Genomic DNA, 22,512 nt, shown 5'->3' with positions numbered 1-22,512 from the left:
GGCCTGGTCCACCGCTGGCGGCGCCCGGCAAACCTCGCCGCAGCCGGTGATCCGCCGCGCCACGCCCTTCAGGAGCCGCTGATCGTCGTGTCGGCCAGCTCGCGTTTCTCCGCCTTCGCCCCGAAGTAGTCGCCGCCTTTGGCGCGAATGTTGTCGGTGCCCCACTCGCGTTGTTCGCGCGGGGCGGGGATCAGGTGTGGGATGTGCTTGCGGCAGTGGATGTATGCCTCTTGCACATCGACCACCACCCACTGCTCCGCGGCGCGGCCTTTGTGGTTGACGGGCAGGTCGGGCACGGTGGTGCGAAGTGCCGGGTCGGAGACGATGCGGGCCGAGCCGTTGATGTGCAGTCCGATGAGGTCGCGCACGAAATCGATGAGCAGAATCCCGACGTGCGGATTCTCCAGGATATTGCCGAGACTCGCCATGACGCCGTTGCCGCGGTATTCCGGATAGGCGATCGTGCGGTCGTCTATCACATGGAGGAAACCGGGCAGTCCGGCGCGGAAACTCGAGTCGCATTCGCCGTGTTCGTCGGCTGTGGCGATGAACGCCATATCCATCCGGCCGATGAAATCTATCATCGTCGGATTGAGCCGGTCGAGCACCTGATCATCGTAGAAGCGCTGTGCTCGATCTGCTGTTCCGTACCGTTCTTGCAGCTCACGCTCTCCGTCGCTGCCACTGTGTCCACCGGGCATCGCAGCCCCCTCCGGTCGCCGGAATGCGGGTTACACCAGGCTCGACGTTGAACCGCGGTCGTCTCGAGATCGCGTCCATTTTAGATGAGATCCACGCGGCAAAACGTCGAAATCCCCGTCGAGAATGCCCCTGATTCGGCTGCGGCGCAAGTATTTCCGACGGTTAGCTAAAAGCCGACCGGCCGGAATAATATCCGGCCGGTCGGGATTTGCGGGATCGGTTGGAGAGATGTCAGGCCGGAGTCAGTGTCACCGGAACGCCGTTGAACACGGCGTTGCCGGAGGGCGCGTCGACCACCGAATCATCGGTGAGCACATTGGCATTGACGCCCGCGTGCGTGCGGGCCACGGTCTGCGCGCTGTCGGCGTGGCCCCACCCGTGCGGCAGGCTGACCACCCCGGGCATGATGGCCTCGGTCGGCTCCAGCGGGACCGTCAGCGTTCCGGCGGCCGATTTCACCACCGCCTCGTCCCCCAGCCCCAGTCGCTCCACATCGGCCGGATTGATATGCAACGTGCACCGATTCGATCCGCTCACCAGCGTCGAGATGTTGTGCATCCAGCTGTTGTTCGACCGCAGCTGCCGCCGTCCGATCAGCACGATCTCCGGCGCGGCGTCGGCCAGGCGCGCCCGCATCCGTGCCACGTCGTCCAGCAGCGGCTGCGGGGCCAGGTCCACCCGCCCGCTCGCCGTACGCAGCGCGCCCGGCAGGCGCGGCTGCAACGGACCCAGGTCGATACCGTGCGGGTTGTCCAAGAGCACTCGCAGATTGAGTGTGCCGCCGTTCCATTCGCCGTACGGCCCGAGGCGCAGCATCAGGTCGATGCGCTGCTCGGTGCTGTTCTCGCCGATCAGGTCGCCGCGCCGTTCGGGGAAACCGGCCTTGTGCAGCATCCCCGCGATGACGAGTTCGTCCACGGCGGTGAGCGGATCGATCCCGTCGGAGCCGTCGTGCGGCCTGCCGGTCAGCGCGGCGGCGAGGCGAGCCAGGACGGCGGGTTCGGAAGGCCGGTCACCCAGCGGCACCAGCGGGCGCGAGTAGCGCGTGTAGTTGCGCACGGCGAATTGCAGCAGCGCGAAGTCGTAGTGCGGGGATTGCGTCGGACGCGGGGGAGGCAAGATCACATCCGCGTGCCTGGTGGTCTCGTTCACGTACCGGTCCACGCTCACCATGAACTCGAGCTGGGCGAAGGCCTCGTCCAGACGCGCGCCGCTCGGCGCGGACAGCACCGGATTGCCCGCGACCGTCACCAGGGCACGGATCTGCCCTTCGCCCGGCGTGGTGATCTCGTCGGCGAGCGTCGCGACGGGCAGCTCGCCCATCGCCTCGGGCAGCCGGCGGACTCGACTGGTCCAGCGCCCGGCGCGGAACGGCTTGGTGCGGGGGATGCCGCCGGCCGCGGCGGTGGCGAACATCGCGCCGCCGGGGGAGTCGAGGTTGCCGGTGAGCGCGTTGATCGCGTCGACGAGCCACTGCGTGATGGTGCCGAATTCGGCGGTGCACGTGCCGATACGGGCGTACACCGCGGCGGTCGGCGCCGCCGCGAGCTCACGGGCGAGCCGCACGACCGTGGACGCCGGTACGCCGGTGCGGGCCGCGACCGTCTCCGGGTCGAACGTGGCGGCGGCCGTGCGCAATTCGTCCAGGCCGGTCACCTCGACGCGCAGATCGGTCAATCGCTCGGCGAAGAGCGTGTGCACGATGCCGAACAGCAGGTACGCATCGCTGCCCGGCCGGATGAACAGGTGCTCGTCGGCGAGTTTCGCGGTGCGGGTGACCCGCGGATCGACCACCACGAAACGGCCGCCTCTGCCACGCAGCGCCTTCAGCCTGCCCGGGAAATCCGGTGCGGTGCACAGCGAACCGTTCGATTCCAGCGGATTGGCCCCCAGCATCAGCAGGTACTCGGTGCGGTCGAGGTCGGGCACCGGCACGGTGAGCGGATCGCCGAACATCAGCCCACTGGCCACCTGCTTGGGCATTTGATCGGCGGTGCTGGCGGAGTAGATGTTCTTGGTGCCCAGCGCGCGTAGCAACGCCGGTACGTACAGCGTGCCCGCCACGGTGTGCGCGTTGGGATTGCCCAAGTAGGCCGCTGCCGACTGGGTTCCGTGCTCGGCCACGACGGCGGGGAACCGCTCGGCGATGTAATCGAAGGCTTCGTCCCAGGTCACGGTGCGCCAGGCACCGGTAGCGCGGTCACGAATCAGCGGGTCGGTCACCCGGTCCGGGTCCTCGTCGAGATGACCGAAGCTGGCTCCCTTCGGGCAGATGAAGCCTTTGCTGAAGGGATCACTGCGGTCGCCGCGGACCGAGGTCACGTGGTCGTCGGGATCCAGGGTGATTTCCAGGCCGCAGACCGCCTCACAGAGCGGGCAGGTCCGCAGCAGATTGCGCGATTGCGTGATCGGGGCCATACCCCATCTTCGCGTTCGACAGTGGAACTGAAAAGAGAACGCTTGATATCGGCGACGCCGAACGACCGGTACCCGGCAGCGCTCCGGGGTGGGGATCCGGAGCGCCGGGACGGATACCGGTCGCAAACAGGCCGGGTAGCGCGGGCCCGGCCCGCGATCAGCAGGTGAACTCGCTCAGGGGTGCGTTGCTCAGCAGGCGATGGTCAGCTTGGCGCGGCGCGACGTGGTGGCGGCGCGCACGGCCGCGGCGATCGCGACGACCGGCGGAACCCAGCGGGCCTCGCCGGGCGCGACGCCCCAGCAAGCCGAACCGGCCGAGAGGTGGGTGGGCGGCAGCGGGATGCCCGCGCCGTCGGTGTACACGGTCGCTCCGGCCTCGCGCAGCGCCTCGAGCGCCATCGCCGCCTTGCGGACGCCCGTGACCAGGTGAATCTCGCGACGCTCCGTGCCCGGGATCTCGATAACCGCACCCGACAGGTTGTTCGCCCGCAGGAAGCGGCGGACCTCGCCGGCCAGCTCGCCGGTGACCTCGATGCCGGACAGGTCGTCGTCGGTGATCAGGCTCAGACCGTTGGCCGTTTCGGCGACCGTCCACCCGCGCTGGTTGTAGTCCTGCGCAGCGGCGGTCAGCTCGGCCGCCGTGACGGAAGTCGGAAACGTGGTGCGCACTGTCTTCTCCATTCCCCGGTAGATCTCTGGGTCCTGCATTCATGGGTCGTATCGGCGGGGGACGCCGTGGGCGTTACGGGTTCTCCGAAAGAATTTCCAGAGTGTCGCCTACGTCTCATTTCCGGAAGGTTCGTCCGGGTATCGCCGGGCATCCCGAGGTGGCTCGCCATGCTTGCCACGCAGCTACTTTCGGCCGTGGACCTGGCCACTCGCTGCGCCGGAGCTGTGAGATCGCTGTGGGGTGGGCGTGATGGGTGTTGCGGGTGCGAAAACATACCGGGGGCGTGTGTTTCCGGCTGGATCCCCCCGCCTCGGACAGGGAGGATTCTCGGCATGAGCGTCAGGCTCGAAGGAGGACCCGGCATGAGTGACGAAGCCAACGGACCCGGCGCGCCCGCGGACGCCGACGAGTACGAGGCCGAATCGCGCTGGATCACGTGGAAAGAGTCGGCGGCCGAGCGGTTCTCCAGGTCCGCTCCCGGCGAAGAGCAGCCCGCCGAGCCGTTCCGCAGCCCGCGCGCGTTCGCGCAGTGGAGCGCCGCGGCCGCGCGCGCCCTGCTCGACGTGCAGTTCCACCGCCCGGCCACCGGCACTCTCTTGCCGCTGGCCTACATCCTGGGACTGGTGTTCGCCTTCGCCGTGCCCATCACGTTGACGGTATCGGCGTGGCGGGTGTCCGCGGTGCTCGGCGTGCTCGCCGCGGTGCTGGGCGTGCCGCTCGGCCTGACCATCGCCGCCGCCGTGCGCCTGATGCTCGAGTTCCTGGTGAACGCCTCGCGTCTGGCGACCAGGGTGGAGCACATCAGCGAGTTGGCCGACGACCTGTTCCAGGCGTTGTCGGACGTGGCCGAGCCGGTCAACCAGCTGTCCGAAGACGTTCGGGCGGTGCAATTCTGGCGCTTCCGCAAGCGAAACCCGCGCAGGTAGGGACGAAATCGCGTCATGCGGAAGTAGTTTGACTCGCAGGGGCCACCGGCCTGGCTGGGACACGCGCCGTGACCGCTGCGAGCTTCACTGTGAACAATGCTGTTCGGATACCCGGCATCCACCTCGGGTGTCCGAGGGCGTGCCGCGTCGCAGACCGAGGATGGTTCACGGTGCGCGCGGTGCAGGGCGAACAGGGGGGAAGCATGGCTTTACCGCAGGGAACGACCGGATCGACCATGCCGCGGCGGCAGCTCGGCAGGCATTTGCGTGATCTGCGCAACCGGGCCGGGATGACCACGCGGGTGGCCGCGCAGCAGTTGGAGTGGTCGGAGGCGAAGATCTGGCGGATCGAGACCGGGCAGACCTCGCTGCGCGGACTCGATGTCGAGGCGATGTGCAAGGTCTACGGCGCGCCGCCCGACCTGCTCGAACCGCTGCGCGCGTTGGCGCGCGACACGAAGGCCAAGGGCTGGTGGACCACCTACGGCGACGTGATCGCGGAGGGCTTCGACGTCTATATCGGGCTGGAAGAGGCGGCCACCAGGCTGTCCACCTACGAGAACGAACTCCTACCCGGCCTGCTGCAAACCGAGGGCTACACTCGCGCGCTGTGCACGGCGGCGCACCCGGAGTTGGCCGCGTACGAGATCGACCGCCGGGTGCGCTTGCGCCAGGCCCGGCAGACCCTGGTCACCCGGGCCGACGCGCCGCTGCGGCTGGACGCGCTGATCGATGAGGCGGTGCTGCGACGGCGCATCGGCGGCCCGGCGGTGACCGCCGAGCAACTCGACCATCTGCTCCGCATGGCGCAGCTGCCGAACGTCCGGATCCGGCTGGTGCCCGCGGATTGCGGCTATCACGACGGCATGGCGTCGGGTCGTTTCGTGCTGTTGGAGTTCGCCGAGGCGGGTTCCGGCGAGCGGCCGGAACCGCCGGTGGTCTACCTGGAGACGTTCACCGGACCCGTCTACGTGGACAAGGAGCACGAGATCGCGCGCTTCCGAGCGGCGTTCGCGAGCATCGAGGCGGCGACGATCGACGCGCGTGAGCGCATCGAGGACGCACGGAAAGCGCTCTGAGTAAAACGCTTCAGGCCGCGCTGATCAGCACTTCGGCGGCCCCGGCAATTGCCAGGTGTCGCTCAATACCGCCCGGTGGGTGGGCAGGGCCCGGTCGTAGACCTCGCGGCCCTTCTCGGTGAGGCAGACGAACACGGCGCGGCGGTCTTCCGCACACATGGTGCGCTGAACGAGGCCGTCGCGCTCCAGCCGTGCCACGGCCCGCGACAGCGCGCTCTGGCTGAGGTAGATGTCGTTGGCGAGGTCGCTCATCCGGTAGTCGCCACAGTTCGCGTCGATCAGCCGGTCCAGCGTCTCGAATTCGCTGAGCCCGATGTTATGACCGTTCTGGAGCGCTTTCTCGAGCGCACAACTCACCGCCGCGTGCCGGTCGAGCAGCTCGCGCCACTCTCCAACCAGCCCGGCCGGCGCGGGAGCGCGCCGGGCTGTGCTCACGGTGGTCGGCTTCGACATGGCCCCATCTTAGTGGGCACGGCATGTCCATGCAACCGCATTAAATGTGTTGGCATTTAATGCGTGCGCATGTAATGTTCCCCGCATGACTTCACCAGCAACGCTCTCGGCCGCTCAGGCGACCGATCCGACCAGATGGTCAGCCCGGCTCTGGGGCATGCTGATCACGCTGTGCATCGTGTTGTTCCTCGACGGTCTCGACGTCTCGATGATCGGCGTCGCGCTGCCGTCCATCGGCACGGAACTCGATCTGTCCACCTCGACCCTGCAATGGCTGGTCAGCGGTTACGTCCTCGGGTACGGCGGTCTGCTGCTGCTCGGCGGCCGCACCGCCGACCTGCTCGGGCGGCGCAAGGTCTTCCTGATCGCGCTCGCCGTCTTCGCGGTCGCCTCGCTGGCAGGCGGTCTGGTCAGCTCCGGTCCGCTGCTGATCCTCACCCGCTTCGTCAAGGGCCTCGCCGCCGCGTTCACCGCACCGACCGGCCTTTCGATCATCACCACCAACTTCGCCGAGGGCCCCGCCCGCAACAAGGCGCTGTCCATCTACACGGTGTTCGGCGCGGGCGGCTACTCCATGGGCCTGCTGTTCGGCGGTCTGATGACGGGCGTCGGCTGGCGCTGGACGTTCCTGCTCCCGGTGCCGATCGCGCTCGCCGCGCTGGCCGCGGCCTACGTGCTGGTGCCCAAGGACAAGCCGGCCGAGGAAGGCGGACACGACCTGTTCGGGGCGCTGCTGTCCACCGCCGCCATGCTGCTGCTGGTCTACACCGTGGTCGCCGCGCCGGAAGCCGGGTGGGCGTCCGCGCGCACCATCGGTTCGTTCGTCGCGGTCGCCGCGCTGTTCGCCGGATTCGTCGCGGTGGAGAAGCGGGTGCGCTACCCGCTGGTGCGCCTCGGGATCCTGCGCAAGTCCTCGCTGGTCCGGGCCAGTCTCGCGATCGTGGCGGTGGCGGGCTCCTACTTCAGCTGGCAGTTCATCGTGACCCTGTACATGCAGGACACTCTCGGTTGGTCTCCGCTGAAGCTGGCCATGGCGCTGCTGCCGGTCGGTCTGCTGGTCGTGCTGTCGGCCTTCTTCTCCGACCGACTCGTCGATCGTTTCGGCACCGGGCCGGTGATCGCGGTGACCATGACCGTGATGGCCGTCGGTTACCTGCTGTTCCTGCGGTTGGACACCGCACCCTCCTACCTGACCATGCTGCTGCCCGCGGTGCTGCTCATCGGCATCGGGTGGGTCGGTTTCCCCGCCATCAACATCCAGGCCACCAACGGCATCGATGACGAGGAGCAGGGTCTCGCCGCAGGCGTGCTGCAGACGTCCATGCAGGTCGGCGCGGCCATCGTGCTCGCGGTGACCACGGCGATCATCGCCTCCGGCGCACACGCCGACATCTCGGCCGCCGGGATGCTCGACACCTACCGTCCCGGTCTGGAGTTCGCCGCGGGCGTGTCCATCGTCGGCGCGCTGGTCGCCCTGCTGGCCTTCGTGCCGCGATTCCGCGGCCGGGAGCAGGCGGCGGACGAGGTGAAGGAACTGGAACTCGTCGCCTGACTGCCGTGCCGCCGAGCGCTGTCACCCGTATCGGGTGGCGGCGCTCGGCGCTATGCGGCCTCGCTGAGCCCGGACTTCCGGACTGCCTTCGCGCCGCTCGGCTCGGCGCGGACCGCGTCTGCTGCGCGTCTCACCACGCTCGGCTCGGCGCGGGCGATATTCCTCATGCCGCTCATGAGAACGGCGGGGCCGCGGTGTCTTTCGCGGAGCGGACGAAAGTGAGTTCCCGGCCGTCGCGCCCCACCCGCGGCCACTCGATGCCGAGCGCGGGATCGAACGCGTCGATATCGTGGTCGAACTCCGGCTGATACTCCAGGGAGCACAGATACGTGACCGTCGAGCCGTCCTCCAGCGAGAGGATCGCGTGGCCGAGCCCTTCGGACAGGAACACCGAGCGCCGGTCGACGTCGTCGAGCAGCACGCTGTCCCAGCGGCCATAGGTCGGCGAGCCGGGGCGCAGGTCGACGACCACGTCGAGGAAGGCGCCGCGCACGCAGGTCACGTACTTGGCCTGTCCGGGCGGGTCCTCGGTGTAGTGGATCCCGCGCAGCACCCCCGCGGCCGACACCGAGCAGTTGACCTGTCGCAGGTCGAACGGCCGCCCGGTCACCTTCTCGAACTCCGAGGCTTTGAACCCCTCGAGGAACATGCCGCGACTGTCGCCGTGCTGGCGCGGCGTGATCACCCACGCGCCCGGCACCGCGAGTTCCCGGAACTCCATGCTCACCAGTCCCGTCCGCGTTCGAGCAGATCGAGCAGGTAGCGGCCGTAGCCGGAGCGGACCAGCGGCTCGGCCAGCGCGCACAACCGCTCGTCATCGATGAAGCCCATCCGCCAGGCCACCTCCTCGGGGACGCCGATCTTGAGGCCCTGCCGTTCCTCGATGGTGCGTACGTAATTGGCGGCGTCGAGCAGGGAATCGAAGGTACCCGTGTCCAGCCAGGCGGTACCGCGGGCGAGCACGTCCACGCTCAGACGATCCTGTTCCAGGTAGGCGCGATTGATGTCGGTGATCTCGTACTCGCCACGGGCGGACGGACGCAGCGACCGGGCGATCTCCACCACGTCGTTGTCGTAGAAGTACAGCCCTGGAATGGCGTAGTTCGACCGCGGCGTCTTGGGCTTCTCCTCGATGGACACCGCGCGTCCCTCGGTGAACTCCACCACGCCGTAGGCGGTCGGGTCGGACACCCAGTAGGCGAACACCGCGCCGCCGTCGATTCCGTGGAAGCGATTGAGGCTGGTGCCGAGGCCGGGGCCGTGAAAGATGTTGTCGCCGAGCACCAGTGCGGCGCAATCGCCGCCGATGTGGTCGGCGCCGAGGACGAAGGCCCTGGCCAGGCCGTCCGGCTCCGGCTGGACCACGTAGCTCAGGGACAGCCCGAACTGCGTGCCGTCGCCCAGCAGCCGCCGGAACGCCGCCGCGTCCTCGGGCGTGGTGATCACCAAGATGTCCCTGATCCCCGCGAGCATCAGCGTGGAAAGGGGGTAGTAGACCATGGGTTTGTCGTAGACCGGGACCAGCTGCTTGCTCACCCCGCGCGTGATCGGGTGCAACCGGGAGCCGGTGCCGCCCGCCAGAATGATTCCGCGCATGCCTTGGAGTCTGCCAGTTTCGCGGCTCCGGGATTCGGTGAGGTTCCGAGTAGTCCTCGATTCGGTTACGGGCGTTCCGCGGCGGCGGGCTTCGAGCGATTCTGTTGCGTAGGTCACGATGCGCATGGTGTTCTGAAAAGACACTGTGTGAGATGTCAGCGCCGACAGCTCGCCTGGGCACGGTCCGGTCGTGATTCGGCGCGCCAGTTGTGAGGTAGGTGCGCGATGTCGACCAGAGACGGCGAGCCCGGTGCGGTGATGAATCCGAACGGCCCCAGCGCGCAATCGCGTCTGCTGCTGGCCACTTGCATGGGCGTGGTCCGCCCGGTGCTGCGAACCTTCCCGGTGACGAGGACGACCATCCCGGTCGGCGCGGCCACCGTCGACGGGCTGGCGCGGCTGCGTCCTCGACCGCAGGGGATCGATCGAGAGCAGGTGTCGCTGCACGGCATCCGCCTGGAGATCATCCGCCCGGCCGGTGCGTCGCGTGCGTTGCGCCACGGCGCGGTGCTGTACATGCACGGCGGTGGCTTCGCGATCTGCAGTACCCGTAGTCATCGCCCGGTCGCGGCGAGCCTGGCCCGGCGCACCGGCCTGCCCGTGATCAACGTCGAGTACCGCCAGTTGCCCCGGACGCGGATCAGCGATTCGGTGGGGGACTGCCTCGCGGCCTATCGCTGGCTGCTGCGCCATGGCGCGGATCCAGGGCGGATCATCTTCGCGGGTGATTCGGCGGGTGGATACCTCACCTTCGCGACCGCCCTGCTGGCACTGGAGTCGGGGCTGCCCGCACCGGCCGGGTTGGTCGGCTTGAGCGCGCTGCTCGACCTGGACTACGCGGCGAAGCGGGACTACGTGAACGTCGCGCGCGATCCGTATATCCCGCTGTCGGCGCTGGAAGCGGTGGTGCGCATCGGCGCGGAGGTCGACGGGACGCTGGATCCGAGCCTGTCGCCGGTCAACGCGGTGCTGTCCGCGCTTCCGCCCGTGCTGCTGGTCGCGGCCGAGGACGAGGTGCTGCGCTTCGATTCCGAACTGATGGCGCAGCGGCTCACCGCGGCGGGCGTGCCGAACGCCTTGGAGTTGTGGCGCGGCCAGGTCCACGCCTTCATGAGCATCGCGCCGAATCTGCCGGAGAGCAGGGCGGCGCTGGCGCGGGTCGCGCGGTTCGTGCGGGCCAGGATCGAAGGGGACCAGCGGGCTCGGACGGCGTAACCGGTCGGGCCCTGCCCAGGCGAGCCCCGCCCCGCATCAGACGGGACGGGGCTCGCGTCTGTGCGGGGGTGGTGCGCTGCTCCGGGCGAAATTATTTCCGAATCGAAGTTATCTGTCCTTGATAGCCGAGGTCACGACGTCGCAATCTTGGCGCTTCACTTTTTGTTCAGGATTAGTTAACTTTCGTTCGCGGCGGCGATGAATGAAGCCCCATCCGCGTGGACAGCGCGGAGGGGGCTTCGATTCGTTTTTCAGTTGTCCGTACGGTCGCGGATTACTTCGGGGCGACGAACGGCTGGTTGATGGTGGTGAAGTACTGGATCGCAGCACCGATGGCGACCGGGGCGGTGATCAGCAGCTGGCCCGCGAGGGTGCCCAGCGCGCCGACGGCGATGATGCCGCCGAGGCAGCCGATGGCCGCGGCCGGGATGAACGCGCCGAACAGGCCGACGATGGCCGCCGAGGCGACGGTCGCGCCGGCGATGCCGCCGAGCACGCAGCCGACGGCGCCGCCGCCGATGCCGCCGACCAGGGTGCCGATGGTCGCGCCGGTCGAGATGGTGTCCTTCATGCGGTTGAAGGCGGCCTGCTCACGGTCGTACTCGGACTTCCAGGGCGCCTTGTCCTCGAACGGCAGGGCGACGGGCTTGTAGGTCGCGTGCGCCATGTCGAACTGCGGGGTCAGGGTGGCGGTGTGGTCCGCGATCTCGGCAGCGATCGGGAACTCGAAGTCATCCACCCGGAAGGTCATCGGCATGCCGGTCAGCACGTTGCCGTTGGCCGCCTTGACCTTGAAAACGCCATCCTCGACGACCATGGAACCGGCATCGGTCGTGATGATGGACTGGGTGTCGGTCGCGTGAGCGGTGAAGTTCACCGCGTCATCGGCCTCGGCGGCCGGAGCCGCGTTCACGGTGCCGGCGGTGACGCCGAGGGCGGCGATCAGCAGTGCCGACGTCGCGGCGAATTTCCTCATCAGCATTTTGTTTGGAACCTCGATTGAAGCGTTCGGAGGGGACTAGACGAGCAAAATCTAGACCAGCTAACGCGTGGTGAACCCCTTGTGACTGTTTATTCAAATTTTGTTCACCATCGAGACCCATGGCTTGGTGGGGTCGCGGAAATAGGGGCGCTGACCGGGCTTTTCCGTGCAATATCAATCTGAGGGTTCCAATCGATGGGAAGTCAATGAGACGAATGTCACAGATCGAAAACCTGGGAGTTCGGTTTGGCCGCACGGGGTTTCGAGTCCGTCGCCGGTGCGGCGGGCCCCCACGTACAGTCATGGGGTGCGATTGCTCGTCACCGGTGGCGCCGGATTCATCGGCGCGAACTTCGTCCAGCAGACCGTGTCCGCCCACCCGGATACGGCCGTCACCGTCCTCGACGCCCTGACCTATGCCGGGAACCGAGCCTCGCTCGACCCGGTGGCCGATCGCATCGAGTTCGTGCACGGCGACATCGCCGATCTCGACCTGGTCGACGAACTGGTCAGCGGCGTGGACGCGGTGGTGCACTTCGCCGCGGAGTCGCACAACGACAACTCCCTCGCCGAGCCGTGGCCGTTCGTGCAGACCAATATCGTCGGCACCTATTCCCTCCTGCAGGCCGTGCGCAGGCACGACGTGCGCTACCACCACGTGTCGACCGACGAGGTCTACGGCGACCTCGCCCCGGACGATCCGGCCTTCACCGAGACCACCCCCTACAACCCGTCCAGCCCGTACTCGGCCACCAAGGCCTCGAGCGATCTGCTGGTGCGCGCGTGGACCCGCTCGTTCGGCGTACGCGCCACGATCTCCAACTGCAGTAACAATTACGGGCCCTACCAGCACGTGGAGAAATTCATCCCGCGCCAGATCACCAATCTGATCGATGGGCTCCGTCCCCGGCTCTACGGGGCGGGACACCAGGTACGCGACTGGATCCATGTCGACGACCACAATCGCGCCGTGTGGGAGATCCTGCGCCGGGGCCGGATCGGGCAGACCTACCTGATCGGCGCCGACGGCGAACTCGACAACAAGTCCGTGGTGCAGATGATCCTCGCGGAGTTCGGCCGCGACCCCGACGATTTCGACCACGTGACCGACCGGCCCGGCCACGACCAGCGCTACGCGATCGACGCGACGTTGCTGCGTTCCGAACTCGATTGGCGCCCCCGTTACGCGGACTTCCGCGCCGGACTGGCCGCGACGATTCAGTGGTACCGGGACAACGAGAACTGGTGGCGCCCGTACAAGGCCGCCACCGAGCACGCCTACCTCGCCGCGGGCGAGCGGACTCTCAGCGCGGCGGGCGACTGAAAGGCGCCCCGGGAGATACCCGAGACGTCGCGCCGCTCAGCCCCAGACGATGGTGTAGTACTTCGCCGCCGCCGCGATCAGCGCCACGCTCGTCGCCACCAGCACGGTGACGGCCGGGCCCACCGTCGGGGTCTTCCCCGCGGAGTCCGTGAGCCGCAGCGGCATCCAGCGCAGCAGCACCGCGAGCGTCACGATCGCCAGCGGCACGAAATAGCGGCCCTGCACGCCGTCGATGATGTAGTAGCCGACCGGCGTGAACGACATGTACAGCGTCACGTAGATCATCGCGACGCTCGCGGCCATGGTGAGCGCGACGATCAGGGTGCGGCGGAAGGCCGGGACGGTCATCCGTTCCGCGATGCCGATGCTCACCGCGAACGCGAGCAGGCAGGCCAGCATGGCGATGGCGGGCACGTCGACGTAGGCGAAGCCGAGTTCACCGAAGAACTGGCTGAACCAGCGCTGGTCGCGCAGGGCGATGCTCTCGCCGAACACGTGCACGAACTCCGGTGGATCGCGCAGGATGCCGCTGAGCTGGTCGCCGGGACGCACCGAGTGCCACTGGTGCGGCGGCCGCATCAGGCCCATGCCGTCGCCGGTCGGCGCCGCGATCTTCATCCACACCGCGAACGCTAGCGCGCCCGCCGCGGCGAACACCCACGGAATCCCGCGCCGCCACCCGCTGAATCCGAATCGGTCGGCGGGAACCAGGGCGACCAGCAGCGCGAGCAACACATAGGTGGGCTTGCTCACCGGCAGCAGGATCGTCGCGGCCAGCAGCGCGCCGATCTCCACCCGGCCCAGTCGCATGCCGAGGAACATGGCCTTCACCAGCAGCGCGGAGACCAAGATGGCCAGCGCGTTGGTCATGGTGTCGGCGGTCACCGTGCCCGCCTGGAACACCGCGATCGGCAGCACGGCGACGGTGAACGCCAGCCACTGCACCCGGTGCGCACGCAAGGCGTACAGGCCGAACCCGACCACAGCGAGATAGGCCACCAGTCCGGCGAACCGGGTGAGCAGGAGCAGGCCACCCACGTTCAGCCCGAAGAGTTCGCCGAGGCGGATGCCGATAGCGGCCGGAATATAGGGGATCGGCGAGTAAGCCGCGGTATTGGTGAACCACACCGGTTCGGTGGCGTCCGAGACCGCGGCGCCGGTCAGTTGGTCGTAGCGGGCCGGGTCGGCCACCATGGGATCCGGCTCGTCCGGGTTGGTGGAGTAGTCCCGCAGCGCGTAGCCCATCAGCTCGGTGATGCTGGACGGGACGTCGCCGCCGTAGGCGATGCCGCGATCGTCGTGGATCCGCTGCGGCAGGAACCCGCCGTGCGCGACCTGGTAGGCGCGACCGAACTGAGTGATCTCGTCATGACCCCAGAACGGCGGGGTGAGAACGGTGAACAGCGCACCGAAGATCGTCGCCAGCAGGGTGAATGCGATCGTCGCCGCGCCCAGGCGCGTCACCACTCGCTCCGCGAGACCTTTCGCCGACCGGTCCGTGCCGGTGGTCGCCGCCTCGGCGTCCACAGCCGGTAGCGGGGCGGTGTCGGTGGCGGGTAGCGGCGCGGTGTCCGAACGCTCGCCCAGATTCTCCTCCGGCGTCGCGGCCCGATCCGCCGAGGTCGTCAACGCCCGGCTCCGCCGTCGCTCGCGCTGCGCGGGTCCTCCGCGCCCACCGCGGTGTAGCGCAGGTAGACCAGGCGCGCGGCCTCGTGGCGGGAGCGCCGGATGCCGTCGAGGATCAGTCCCGCGGTCCAGGCGAGGCTGCCGAGCAGCAGCAGCGTGAAGGCGAGGAACAGCGTCGGGAACCGCGGCACCGTGTGGGTGTTGTAGAACTCGACGACGATCGGAATGGTCAGGACGATCGAGACCAACCAGCTCAGCGTGCCGAACAGGCCGTAGAACGCGACCGGCCGCTCGTGCCGGGCCAGCCCGATGATCAGGGCGAGGATCTTGAATCCGTCGTGATAGGTGCGCAGCTTGCTCTCGCTGCCCGCCGGACGATCACGGAAGCCGACCGGCACCGCCGTCCGCGGCACCCGCAGGTGCAGGGAATGCACCGTGAGCTCGGTCTCGATCTCGAACTCACGAGACACCGCCGGAAAGCTCTTCACGAACCGGCGGGAGAACACTCGGAAACCGGAGAGCATGTCCTCGACGTTCTCGCCGAACACCTTCCCGACCACGCCGTTGAGCACCTTGTTACCGGTCTCGTGGCCCGCGCGGTAGGCCGAGGCGCCCTCGTCCTGCTTGCGCACGCCGAGCACATGGTCGTAGGGGCCGTCGAGCAACGTCTTGATCATCAGCGGCGCGGCGGACGCCTCATAGGTGTCGTCGCCGTCGACCATCAAGTACACGTCCGCCTCGATGTCGGCGAAGGCGCGGCGCACCACGTTGCCCTTGCCCTTGGTGTGCTCGTGGCGCACGATCGCTCCGGCCTCGCGTGCGCGCTCGGCGGTTTTGTCCGTGCTCAGATTGTCGTAGACGTAGACGACGATTCCCGGCACGGCGGCCTGCAGATCGGCCACGACCTTGGCGATCGAGGCCTCTTCGTTGTGACACGGAACCACGGCGGCAATACGGAGCTCGGTGGAGTCCACCCGGGTCAATCCTCGCGATCGGTGGTGAATGTGGGAACACGGGGAGGGTACAGGGAACTCACAGTTTGCGCGTGGCCGACCTCACCGTGTGCGGAGGCGGAATTTCCCCGCGCGGGCGCTTCGGCGCTCCTGCGGTACCGTCGGGCCGTGCCATCCAGTGAGTCCACCGCGCCCGCGGACGAGCCAGTGACGCAGGAGACCGAAGCGATCGTTCGCAAGGTGCTCACCGCGCTGCGCCGAGGCGGGGCTTTCCTGGTGGTCGGCGCGATCGGGTTCCTGGTGGACGCGGGCACGTACAACCTCCTGGTCTTCTGGGGTGGCGAGGGCGTGCTCTATCACTACCCACTGCCGGCAAAGATCATCGCGATCGCGGTGGCCACGGTGGTGACCTATTTCGGCAACAAGTGGTGGACCTTCGCGCACAAGCGGACTGACAATCCCGGTCGCGAATACCTGTTGTACGCGGTGTTCAACGTCGTCGCGATCGGCCTGCAACTGGGCTGTCTCGGCTTCTCCCGCTACGTGCTCGACCTGTCCAGCCCGCTGTCGGACAACATCTCCGGTACGTTGATCGGGCAGATCGTGGCCGTGGTGTTCCGGTACTGGGCCTATGACAAGTTCGTCTTCACCGGAGCGCGAGCGGGTACCGGCAGCGCCACCGACAACGAATCGGCGAACGTTTAGCAATGCTTCGAGCACACGTCGGCGTGGCCGTACGGCGGGCATCCGCACAGGGCGGTTGATATCCTCACCCCCGCCGTGAAGGCATCGAGGGGCGTGTCTGTCCCGTCCGGCACAATGAGAATTTCGAGGATTTCATGGATCAGTCGGCTATCGAGGCCGTTACCGAAACAAACGATCGCTCGACGGCCGCTGAGGCGCCTGCCGCGCTGCGCGCCGACCATCGGGCGCCGGACCGGCTCGTGCTCCAGCGCGGTATCTTCGCCGGTCCGTCGGCGAAGGTGAGCGACGAGCTGTACGCCGTCGTGAAAGGTGGCGCGCACCGAGAACGCCAGACCCTGCGTTTGGACAAGGGCGCGACCGCGCACACCAACACCTATTTCGGCCGGTTCGCCGCGAGCTACTGGCAGCGCTGGACCACGGTCACCGATGTGCGGGTCAGCATGGTGCTCGACGTCGCCGCCAAGGCGAACATCCGTCTGGTGGCCTCCGACATCGCCGGTCACCGCAGGATCATCGACACCCAGCGGGTCGACGCGAGCGGTTCGGTCACCCTGACCGCCCCGCTGGACCAGTACGTCGACGGCGGCGCGCTGTGGCTGGAGTTCGACGCCATCGGCGGCGCGCTCGGCATCGCGGAGTTGAGCTGGACCGCCGTCGCGCCGGAACGCGTCCGTCCGGTCGCCATCGCGATCTGCACCTTCAACCGTGCCGAGGACTGCGCCGAGACGGTCGCGGCGCTGTCCTCCGACCCGACCGTGCTCGCCGCGATCGACGCGGTGTACGTCGTCGACCAGGGCACCGATCTGGTCGAGAACCGGCCGCGTTACCAGGAGGTCGCACCGGTCCTCGGTGAGAAGCTGCGCTACCTGCGTCAGCCCAACCTGGGCGGCGCGGGCGGCTTCACCCGGGGGCTGTATGAGGTGTCCGCGGTCAACGAGCACGCCGACGTCATCCTGATGGACGACGACATCCTGTGCGAACCGGAGACGGTGCTGCGCCTGAACGCGTTCGCCAACCTGACGGTCGAACCGACCCTGGTCGGCGCGCAGATGCTGTTCCTGCTCAACCCCGACTACCTCAACGTCGGCGCCGAGGAAGTGCATCTGAACCGGCTGCGGCACGGCCAGAAGGTGCCCAAGGCGCTGCGCAACACCAGCATGTTGAAGAAGAACCAGGAGCGCCGCGTGGACGCGGGCTACAACGCCTGGTGGACCTGCCTCATCCCGGCCGAGGTGGTCGCGAAGATCGGCCTGCCGATCCCGATCTTCTTCCAGTGGGACGACGTGGAGTACGGCATCCGGGCGCGCGAGCACGGTTTCGTCACCGTCACGCTCCCCAACGCCGCGGTCTGGCACGCGGACTTCTACTGGAAGGACTACGACGACTGGGCGCGCTACTTCAGCACCCGCAACTCGCTGATCGTCGGCTCGCTGCACACCGAGCTGGACGGTAAGGACATCTCGGGCCGGCTGTTCCGGGAGATGTCCGAGCAGCTGGTCGCGATGCAGTACGGCTTGGTGCACACCACCCTGCAGGGCATCGAGGACTTCTTGAAGGGCCCGAAGGTATTGCGGGACGGCGGTATCGAGGCGCTGGCCGCCGCGCGGAGCAGCCGGGCCGACTACGCCGAGACGATCAAGCATCCGGCCTCGACGCCGCCGGTCCCTTCCGCGGACATCCAGTTGCGCCGTGCCGGTGGGGAACCCAGCCGCGCGAAGCTGGTGCTGATCAAGCGCGCGATCAATCAGTGGCTGGGCCGCACCCAGCACGGCATCATCGGCGTCACCAGGGAAGACGCCTACTGGTGGCATGTCTCGCTGTTCGACCACGTGGTGGTCACCGACGCCTCGCAGTCCGGCGTCCGGGTGCGTCGGCGCGACAAGGCCCGCGCGCTGCGGCTGCTGCGTCGGATGGTGCGTGTGCTGCGTCGCCTGCGCCGTGAGCTGCCCACGGTCCAGGCGCAGTACCGCGCGGCCATGCCGGAATTGACCAGCCGCGAGAATTGGGAGCGGTTGTACGGGATCGAAGGTCAGCGCGACCGCTGAGTTCGTTGGTACATCGGGGACGGGCTGACCAGCCCGTCCCCGATGTAGCCGCGAACGCTGCTGCCGCGGCAGCTGAATCCGGCCTGAAGACGCGGAGAGGCCTACAGGAAGAGGTCGGTGGTGAGTTCGCCGTCGCCCGGGGTGACGCGATACTTGTCCAGGTCGGTGATGCCGTGGGCGGCCAGGACATCATCGTCGATGAAGAAGTTGCCGCTGGTTTCCTTGCCGGGTGAGGTGAGCACCAGGTAGGCGGCGTCGGCGTAGATGTCGGGGGTGCGCGAGGTGGAGACCATCTCCTCGCCGCCGAGCAGGTTCTTCACCGCCGCGGTGGCGATCGTGCTGCGCGGCCACAGTGAATTGACGCCGATGCCGTCGCCTTTGAGTTCCTCGGCCAGCCCCAACGTGGTCAGCGACATGCCGTACTTGGCGATCGTGTAGCCCAGCGCCATGCCCGCCCACTTGGGGTCCAGGTTCAGCGGCGGGGACAGCGTCAGGATGTGCGGGTTGCGCCCGGCCTTCGCCGATTCGCGCAGATGCGGGATGCTCAGCTTGGACAGCAGGAAGCTGCCTCGGCAGTTGATGTCCTGCATCAAGTCGTATTTCTTCATCGGCAGTGCGTCCGTGGGGGACAAGTCGATCGCGGAGGCGTTGTTCACCACGATGTCGATGCCGCCGAACCGCTCGACCGTCTGGCGCACCGCCTCGGCCACCGACTCGTCGACGCGAACGTCGCCGACGAACGGCAGTACCTGCCCACCCTCCGCCTCGAGTTCCGCGGCGGCGGTGTGGATGGTGCCCGGCAGCTTGGGATGCGGCTGATCGGTCTTCGCGATCAGGGTGATGTTGGCGCCGTCGGCCGCGGCCCGCTTGGCGATCTCCAGCCCGATGCCGCGACTGCCGCCGGACATGATCATCGTCCGGCCCGCTAGCGGCTTGGATCCCGGTTCCGTCATCTGACCTGCTCCTTCGTTTCCGCCGCAGGCATCAGCCCGCGGCTGTACGCGCTTGCAGACTAAGCGTAAACCCGCTCGTTATGCAACCAGTTGCATAGGTGGTGCGAAGAGAGGGCACCGGCGTGCCGGTGCCCTCTTCCGGTTCAGGCCGTGGCGGCGATGAGCACGATGTTCAGCAAGAACATCAGGCCGACCAGGGCCCAGACGATGTACAGGAACAGCAGGCCCGGCGCTTTCTGCGGAACCGGTCCGATCGCGCCGTTGAGGAAGATCACAACCGGCGGCTTGTAGTAGAACCGCGCGGCCTGTCCCTCGGCGATCGGCACGGTCACGTTGGCCGAACCCATGTCGAACAACCACGGGGTGGTGACCCGGACGTGGTACTGGCCCGGGCCGACCGGGATGTGGTTCGCGCCCCAACGGGTGTTGGGCACCCGCTGTCCGTTGACCAGGATCTTCGGCTTGGTCAGCCCGAGCATGAACGTCCAGAGCGAGTACGAGGCATCGATGGTGATGCCCGGCGGATCGGCGGGCCTGCCGTAGCCCTGCGGGCCGAACTGCTGCGGTTGACCGTACGGTTGCGGTTGACCGTACGGTTGCGGCTGGCCGTAGGGCTGCGGCTGCCCGTACTGCGGTGCGGGCTGGGCGAATTGGGGCGCGGGCTGCCCGTATGGCGACTGGCCCACCTGAGGTTGGGCGAGATGCGGTTGGCTCGGATGCTGCCCCGCGGGCGGCGCGTACTGCGCGGGCGCCTGCTGAGGCGGGTACTGGCCGACTGGCGGCTGCTGACCGAATGTCGGCTGTCCGGGCCATTGGCCGGGCTGCTGACCGGGTGGCGGGTACCCGCCGGGCTGACTCATCTATCCCTCCCAGATAGCGAACGATGCGAAGGGCACCCTACCGTGCCCCCGCTCGATCAGCGTCGCGAGTTCCGCTCCCGGAACATCTTGCGGTGCTGCTTGCTGATGTCCCGCCAGGCTCGCTCGCGTTCGGCTTGCAGCCGTTTGTCGGTGCGCGCCCGCATCCACTCGTTCTCCCGGGCCAGCTTGTCGTAGCTGTCGAGCCTGCGCTGGGTGAGTTCGCCGTTGTCGATCGCCTCCCGCACCGCGCACCCGGGTTCGCCGTGGTGCGCGCAATCGCCGAAACGACACTGGGCGGCAAGGGTTTCGATGTCGCTGAAGGTCTTCTCGATGCCTTCGGCGGCGTCCCACAGCCCGACGCCGCGCAGCCCCGGCGTATCGATCAGGGTGCCGCCGCCGGGCAGCGGGCGCAGCTCCCGGTGCACCGTGGTGTGCCTGCCTTTCTTGTCGGTGTCGCGAACCGCGGTGGTGGCGAAGACCTCCGCGCCGAGCAGCGCGTTGGCGAGAGTCGACTTCCCAGCACCGGAGGGTCCGAGCAGCGCGACGGTGCCGTCGAGCAGCGCCGTGAGCACGTCGAGCCCGAGGCCGGTGTTCGCGCTCACCTCGAGCACGGCAGCGCCCGGCGCGACGGCGCGTACCTGGGCGAGCGGGAGGTCGTCGGCCGCGTCGGCCTTGGTGAGCAGCACGATCGGCTGGGCATTGCTCTCCCAGGCCAGCGCGAGCAGGCGTTCGATGCGGCCGAGATCCACGTCGCCGTCGGCGGCGGCACAGATCAGCACGGTGTCGACGTTGGCGGCGAGCACCTGGCCCTGGGACCGGCCGGAGACCGACGATCGCATGATCGCCGATCGGCGCGGCAGCAACCGGCGCACCGCCGAGGTGGCGTCGACGGCCACCCAGTCGCCGGTGCACAGCCCACTGACCTCGGAATCCGGGCGCGGGCAACGAGCGCGGGCGAGCCCGTCGGGCGTGGCCACATCGCATTCGCTGCGATCCATGCGGATCACTCGCGCGGGCACACAGTCTTCCTCGATCATCGAGGCGTACTGCGCGGCAACGGCTTCGGTCCAGCCGTAAGGGACGAGAAGGTCGTGGACGACCATGATGGAAGGAGTCCTTCGTCGGGCGCCGAACCCGACGAAGGGTTCAGCGAGCGGAGAATGAGGTGGAGTTTCGTGTGGCGGCATGACCGACGTCAGCTCGCCTGAACACGACAACCCGAACGTTCCTCGTCACGGTCCACACCTCCTTGCCTCTCTCGCAGTTCTGCCCACTCTTGCACTCGACTCCGGCTCCGCACAACCGAATTACCGATTCGGGTCGGAAGCGCCACGCATCGGACTGATCCGAGGCGCCGCGCGGGCGACCTTCCGAGCTCAGTCGGGCTTGCCGAACTGCTCGTGGCGGCCGAGTGAGCGTAGGTGGAACCATTCGCGCAGGCCGGCCGGGTCGCGGCGGGTGACGAGGAAGAACCAGGAGAAGCGAACCCACTCCTGGGGCAGCAATTTCCGCATACCCGGCTGCGACATCAAGTAGCCGCGGTTGCGGTAGGTGAAGTAGCGCTTCACCGGATCGTCGGGATATTGCGTGTGCATCCGGCCGCCGAGAATCGGCTTGAACTCCGCCGCACCGTTGGGATGCAGATATGCCGTCTGCAGGCAGGTGCCGAACGGCAGCCCGGAGCGCACCAGCCTGCGATGCACCTCCACCTCGTCACCGCGCACGAACAGGCGCAGGTCCGGCACGCCGATCACGTCGACCGCCCGCGCGGAGATCAGCGCGCCGTTGAACAGCGAGGCGATGCCGGGCAGGAAGTCGTCGTCGCCGAGTTCCGAGCGCAGCCTGCGCCAGACCACGCCGCGGCGCAGCGGGAAGGCGAGACGGTCGGGTTCGTCGATATCGCAGACCACGGGCGAAACCTCGACCAGACCGTGCCGGTTCGCGCAGTCCAGCAGGGTGGACAGCACGTCGGGGCCTTCGGGCCTGCCGTCGTCGTCGGCGAGCCACACCCAGTCCGCGCCGATGCTCAACGCGTGCAGCATGCCGAGCGCGAACCCGCCCGCGCCGCCGAGGTTGTGCGCCGAGCCCAGGTAGGTGGATTCCACCGGCTGGTCGCGCACCAGATCGGCGACTTCGGTCTCGTTGCCGTTGTCCACCACGATCAGGTGGTCCACCGGCCGGGACTGCGAGGTGACGACCTTCAGTGACTCGGCGAGCAGTTCGCGGCGCTTGTGCGTGACGACGACGGCAACGATGCGCGGCTGCGAATCCGGGTCCGGCGCCGCGGATTCCGCGGCGGGATCGGCGAGCTCGACGGCATCCTCCGGTGCGGAGCCGATCCGGGCCTGCGCCCCTTCGTCGATCGGGGTGTCCTGCCCGGTCGGCTCACTCATGCTGTGGCCTTCCCGGCATGTGCGGGGCCCTCCGTGGTCACGCTTCGCTGCCGCCTCCGG

20 protein-coding genes are annotated in these 22,512 nt (G+C 68.0%); 7 read left to right on the top strand and 13 right to left on the bottom strand.

Going from position 1 to position 22,512, the window contains the following annotated elements; all coding sequences use genetic code 11:
- Positions 1–68 precede the first annotated feature (68 nt).
- The 3 genes from ACWESM_RS24440 to ACWESM_RS24430 form a co-directional block, all read right to left on the bottom strand.
- The gene (locus ACWESM_RS24440; protein WP_364432936.1) at positions 69–701 is read right to left on the bottom strand and encodes a pyridoxamine 5'-phosphate oxidase family protein; all 633 of its coding nucleotides are present in this window, start codon (positions 699–701) and stop codon (positions 69–71) included.
- A 232-nt stretch (positions 702–933) separates the two neighbouring features.
- Entirely contained in the window at positions 934–3,120 is a 2,187-nt protein-coding gene (locus ACWESM_RS24435) for a molybdopterin-dependent oxidoreductase (protein ID WP_452493781.1), read from the bottom strand.
- A gap of 189 nt (positions 3,121–3,309) precedes the next feature.
- The gene (locus ACWESM_RS24430) at positions 3,310–3,828 is read right to left on the bottom strand and encodes a hypothetical protein (protein ID WP_355073094.1); all 519 of its coding nucleotides are present in this window, start codon (positions 3,826–3,828) and stop codon (positions 3,310–3,312) included.
- A 324-nt stretch (positions 3,829–4,152) separates the two neighbouring features.
- On the opposite strand from ACWESM_RS24430, the gene ACWESM_RS24425 reads away from it, so the two are divergent.
- Together ACWESM_RS24425 and ACWESM_RS24420 are read left to right on the top strand one after the other, a co-directional pair.
- Complete coding sequence (locus tag ACWESM_RS24425; protein ID WP_364432945.1) at positions 4,153–4,716, top strand: DUF4282 domain-containing protein; 564 nt, start codon at positions 4,153–4,155, stop codon at positions 4,714–4,716.
- A gap of 203 nt (positions 4,717–4,919) precedes the next feature.
- Entirely contained in the window at positions 4,920–5,795 is an 876-nt protein-coding gene (locus ACWESM_RS24420) for a helix-turn-helix domain-containing protein (protein WP_364432948.1), read from the top strand.
- A gap of 24 nt (positions 5,796–5,819) precedes the next feature.
- Here the strand turns inward: ACWESM_RS24420 and ACWESM_RS24415 are convergent, their stop codons facing one another.
- On the bottom strand, positions 5,820–6,248 hold the full coding sequence (locus tag ACWESM_RS24415) for a MarR family winged helix-turn-helix transcriptional regulator (RefSeq protein WP_452493779.1): 429 nt from the start codon (positions 6,246–6,248) through the stop codon (positions 5,820–5,822).
- A gap of 85 nt (positions 6,249–6,333) precedes the next feature.
- On the opposite strand from ACWESM_RS24415, the gene ACWESM_RS24410 reads away from it, so the two are divergent.
- Positions 6,334–7,800 carry an MFS transporter gene (locus ACWESM_RS24410; RefSeq protein ID WP_355073086.1) on the top strand — a complete coding sequence of 489 codons (1,467 nt, stop codon included), beginning with the start codon at positions 6,334–6,336 and terminating at the stop codon, positions 7,798–7,800.
- A 172-nt stretch (positions 7,801–7,972) separates the two neighbouring features.
- Here ACWESM_RS24410 and ACWESM_RS24405 read toward each other — a convergent pair whose 3' ends face one another.
- Both ACWESM_RS24405 and rfbA read right to left on the bottom strand, forming a co-directional pair.
- Positions 7,973–8,521: a dTDP-4-dehydrorhamnose 3,5-epimerase family protein gene (locus ACWESM_RS24405; RefSeq protein WP_364433006.1), complete on the bottom strand. Its 549-nt coding sequence runs from the start codon at positions 8,519–8,521 to the stop codon at positions 7,973–7,975.
- A gap of 2 nt (positions 8,522–8,523) precedes the next feature.
- Positions 8,524–9,396: a glucose-1-phosphate thymidylyltransferase RfbA gene (gene rfbA / locus ACWESM_RS24400; protein WP_355073084.1), complete on the bottom strand. Its 873-nt coding sequence runs from the start codon at positions 9,394–9,396 to the stop codon at positions 8,524–8,526.
- Positions 9,397–9,621: 225 nt separating this feature from the next.
- Here rfbA and ACWESM_RS24395 point away from each other — a divergent pair, with 225 nt between their 5' ends.
- Positions 9,622–10,611: an alpha/beta hydrolase gene (locus tag ACWESM_RS24395; RefSeq protein ID WP_355073082.1), complete on the top strand. Its 990-nt coding sequence runs from the start codon at positions 9,622–9,624 to the stop codon at positions 10,609–10,611.
- 274 nt (positions 10,612–10,885) lie between these two features.
- Here ACWESM_RS24395 and ACWESM_RS24390 read toward each other — a convergent pair whose 3' ends face one another.
- Positions 10,886–11,593 (bottom strand): hypothetical protein, encoded by a 708-nt coding sequence (locus ACWESM_RS24390; RefSeq protein WP_355073080.1) that lies wholly within the window; start codon positions 11,591–11,593, stop codon positions 10,886–10,888.
- A 307-nt stretch (positions 11,594–11,900) separates the two neighbouring features.
- Here ACWESM_RS24390 and rfbB point away from each other — a divergent pair, with 307 nt between their 5' ends.
- The gene (rfbB, locus tag ACWESM_RS24385) at positions 11,901–12,917 is read left to right on the top strand and encodes a dTDP-glucose 4,6-dehydratase (protein WP_397278650.1); all 1,017 of its coding nucleotides are present in this window, start codon (positions 11,901–11,903) and stop codon (positions 12,915–12,917) included.
- Between the two features lie 36 nt (positions 12,918–12,953).
- Here rfbB and ACWESM_RS24380 read toward each other — a convergent pair whose 3' ends face one another.
- Both ACWESM_RS24380 and ACWESM_RS24375 read right to left on the bottom strand, forming a co-directional pair.
- A complete protein-coding gene (locus ACWESM_RS24380) occupies positions 12,954–14,546 on the bottom strand; it encodes a DUF2142 domain-containing protein (RefSeq protein WP_356963358.1) in 1,593 nt (530 codons plus the stop codon).
- The gene (locus tag ACWESM_RS24375; protein ID WP_364432959.1) at positions 14,543–15,517 is read right to left on the bottom strand and encodes a glycosyltransferase; all 975 of its coding nucleotides are present in this window, start codon (positions 15,515–15,517) and stop codon (positions 14,543–14,545) included. The genes ACWESM_RS24380 and ACWESM_RS24375 overlap by 4 nt, the downstream gene beginning before the upstream one ends.
- Before the next feature lie 147 nt (positions 15,518–15,664).
- On the opposite strand from ACWESM_RS24375, the gene ACWESM_RS24370 reads away from it, so the two are divergent.
- Together ACWESM_RS24370 and ACWESM_RS24365 are read left to right on the top strand one after the other, a co-directional pair.
- Complete coding sequence (locus ACWESM_RS24370; protein WP_355073072.1) at positions 15,665–16,201, top strand: GtrA family protein; 537 nt, start codon at positions 15,665–15,667, stop codon at positions 16,199–16,201.
- A 134-nt stretch (positions 16,202–16,335) separates the two neighbouring features.
- Positions 16,336–18,246: a glycosyltransferase gene (locus ACWESM_RS24365; RefSeq protein ID WP_364432963.1), complete on the top strand. Its 1,911-nt coding sequence runs from the start codon at positions 16,336–16,338 to the stop codon at positions 18,244–18,246.
- Positions 18,247–18,347: 101 nt separating this feature from the next.
- On the opposite strand, the gene ACWESM_RS24360 is transcribed toward ACWESM_RS24365, so the two are convergent.
- From ACWESM_RS24360 to glfT1, 4 genes are all read right to left on the bottom strand, one after another.
- Positions 18,348–19,199: an SDR family oxidoreductase gene (locus ACWESM_RS24360; RefSeq protein ID WP_364432966.1), complete on the bottom strand. Its 852-nt coding sequence runs from the start codon at positions 19,197–19,199 to the stop codon at positions 18,348–18,350.
- Between the two features lie 143 nt (positions 19,200–19,342).
- Positions 19,343–20,059, bottom strand: a complete 717-nt coding sequence (locus ACWESM_RS24355; protein WP_364432969.1) for a hypothetical protein — start codon at positions 20,057–20,059, stop codon at positions 19,343–19,345.
- 56 nt (positions 20,060–20,115) lie between these two features.
- Positions 20,116–21,162 carry a ribosome small subunit-dependent GTPase A gene (gene rsgA / locus ACWESM_RS24350; RefSeq protein ID WP_452493775.1) on the bottom strand — a complete coding sequence of 349 codons (1,047 nt, stop codon included), beginning with the start codon at positions 21,160–21,162 and terminating at the stop codon, positions 20,116–20,118.
- 273 nt (positions 21,163–21,435) lie between these two features.
- Positions 21,436–22,452: a galactofuranosyltransferase GlfT1 gene (gene glfT1, locus ACWESM_RS24345; RefSeq protein ID WP_355073062.1), complete on the bottom strand. Its 1,017-nt coding sequence runs from the start codon at positions 22,450–22,452 to the stop codon at positions 21,436–21,438.
- Positions 22,453–22,512: the final 60 nt, after the last annotated feature.

This window comes from Nocardia sp. NPDC003999 (assembly GCF_053604885.1).
The sequence above is the reverse complement of the archived record's forward strand: the minus strand, read 5'-3'. Positions and strand labels throughout refer to the sequence as shown.

What these genes read in the sequence shown, in the direction of transcription:
- rfbA (WP_355073084.1), bottom strand. Translation starts at nt 9,396, where the DNA reads ATGCGCGGAATCATTCTGGCGGGCGGCACCGGCTCCCGGTTGCACCCG.
- ACWESM_RS24435 (WP_452493781.1), bottom strand. Translation starts at nt 3,120, where the DNA reads ATGGCCCCGATCACGCAATCGCGCAATCTGCTGCGGACCTGCCCGCTC.
- ACWESM_RS24395 (WP_355073082.1), top strand. Translation starts at nt 9,622, where the DNA reads ATGTCGACCAGAGACGGCGAGCCCGGTGCGGTGATGAATCCGAACGGC.
- ACWESM_RS24425 (WP_364432945.1), top strand. Translation starts at nt 4,153, where the DNA reads ATGAGTGACGAAGCCAACGGACCCGGCGCGCCCGCGGACGCCGACGAG.
- ACWESM_RS24365 (WP_364432963.1), top strand. Translation starts at nt 16,336, where the DNA reads ATGGATCAGTCGGCTATCGAGGCCGTTACCGAAACAAACGATCGCTCG.
- ACWESM_RS24440 (WP_364432936.1), bottom strand. Translation starts at nt 701, where the DNA reads ATGCCCGGTGGACACAGTGGCAGCGACGGAGAGCGTGAGCTGCAAGAA.
- ACWESM_RS24410 (WP_355073086.1), top strand. Translation starts at nt 6,334, where the DNA reads ATGACTTCACCAGCAACGCTCTCGGCCGCTCAGGCGACCGATCCGACC.
- ACWESM_RS24415 (WP_452493779.1), bottom strand. Translation starts at nt 6,248, where the DNA reads ATGTCGAAGCCGACCACCGTGAGCACAGCCCGGCGCGCTCCCGCGCCG.
- ACWESM_RS24390 (WP_355073080.1), bottom strand. Translation starts at nt 11,593, where the DNA reads ATGCTGATGAGGAAATTCGCCGCGACGTCGGCACTGCTGATCGCCGCC.
- glfT1 (WP_355073062.1), bottom strand. Translation starts at nt 22,452, where the DNA reads ATGAGTGAGCCGACCGGGCAGGACACCCCGATCGACGAAGGGGCGCAG.
- ACWESM_RS24405 (WP_364433006.1), bottom strand. Translation starts at nt 8,521, where the DNA reads ATGGAGTTCCGGGAACTCGCGGTGCCGGGCGCGTGGGTGATCACGCCG.
- ACWESM_RS24430 (WP_355073094.1), bottom strand. Translation starts at nt 3,828, where the DNA reads ATGCAGGACCCAGAGATCTACCGGGGAATGGAGAAGACAGTGCGCACC.
- ACWESM_RS24360 (WP_364432966.1), bottom strand. Translation starts at nt 19,199, where the DNA reads ATGACGGAACCGGGATCCAAGCCGCTAGCGGGCCGGACGATGATCATG.
- rsgA (WP_452493775.1), bottom strand. Translation starts at nt 21,162, where the DNA reads ATGGTCGTCCACGACCTTCTCGTCCCTTACGGCTGGACCGAAGCCGTT.
- ACWESM_RS24420 (WP_364432948.1), top strand. Translation starts at nt 4,920, where the DNA reads ATGGCTTTACCGCAGGGAACGACCGGATCGACCATGCCGCGGCGGCAG.
- ACWESM_RS24355 (WP_364432969.1), bottom strand. Translation starts at nt 20,059, where the DNA reads ATGAGTCAGCCCGGCGGGTACCCGCCACCCGGTCAGCAGCCCGGCCAA.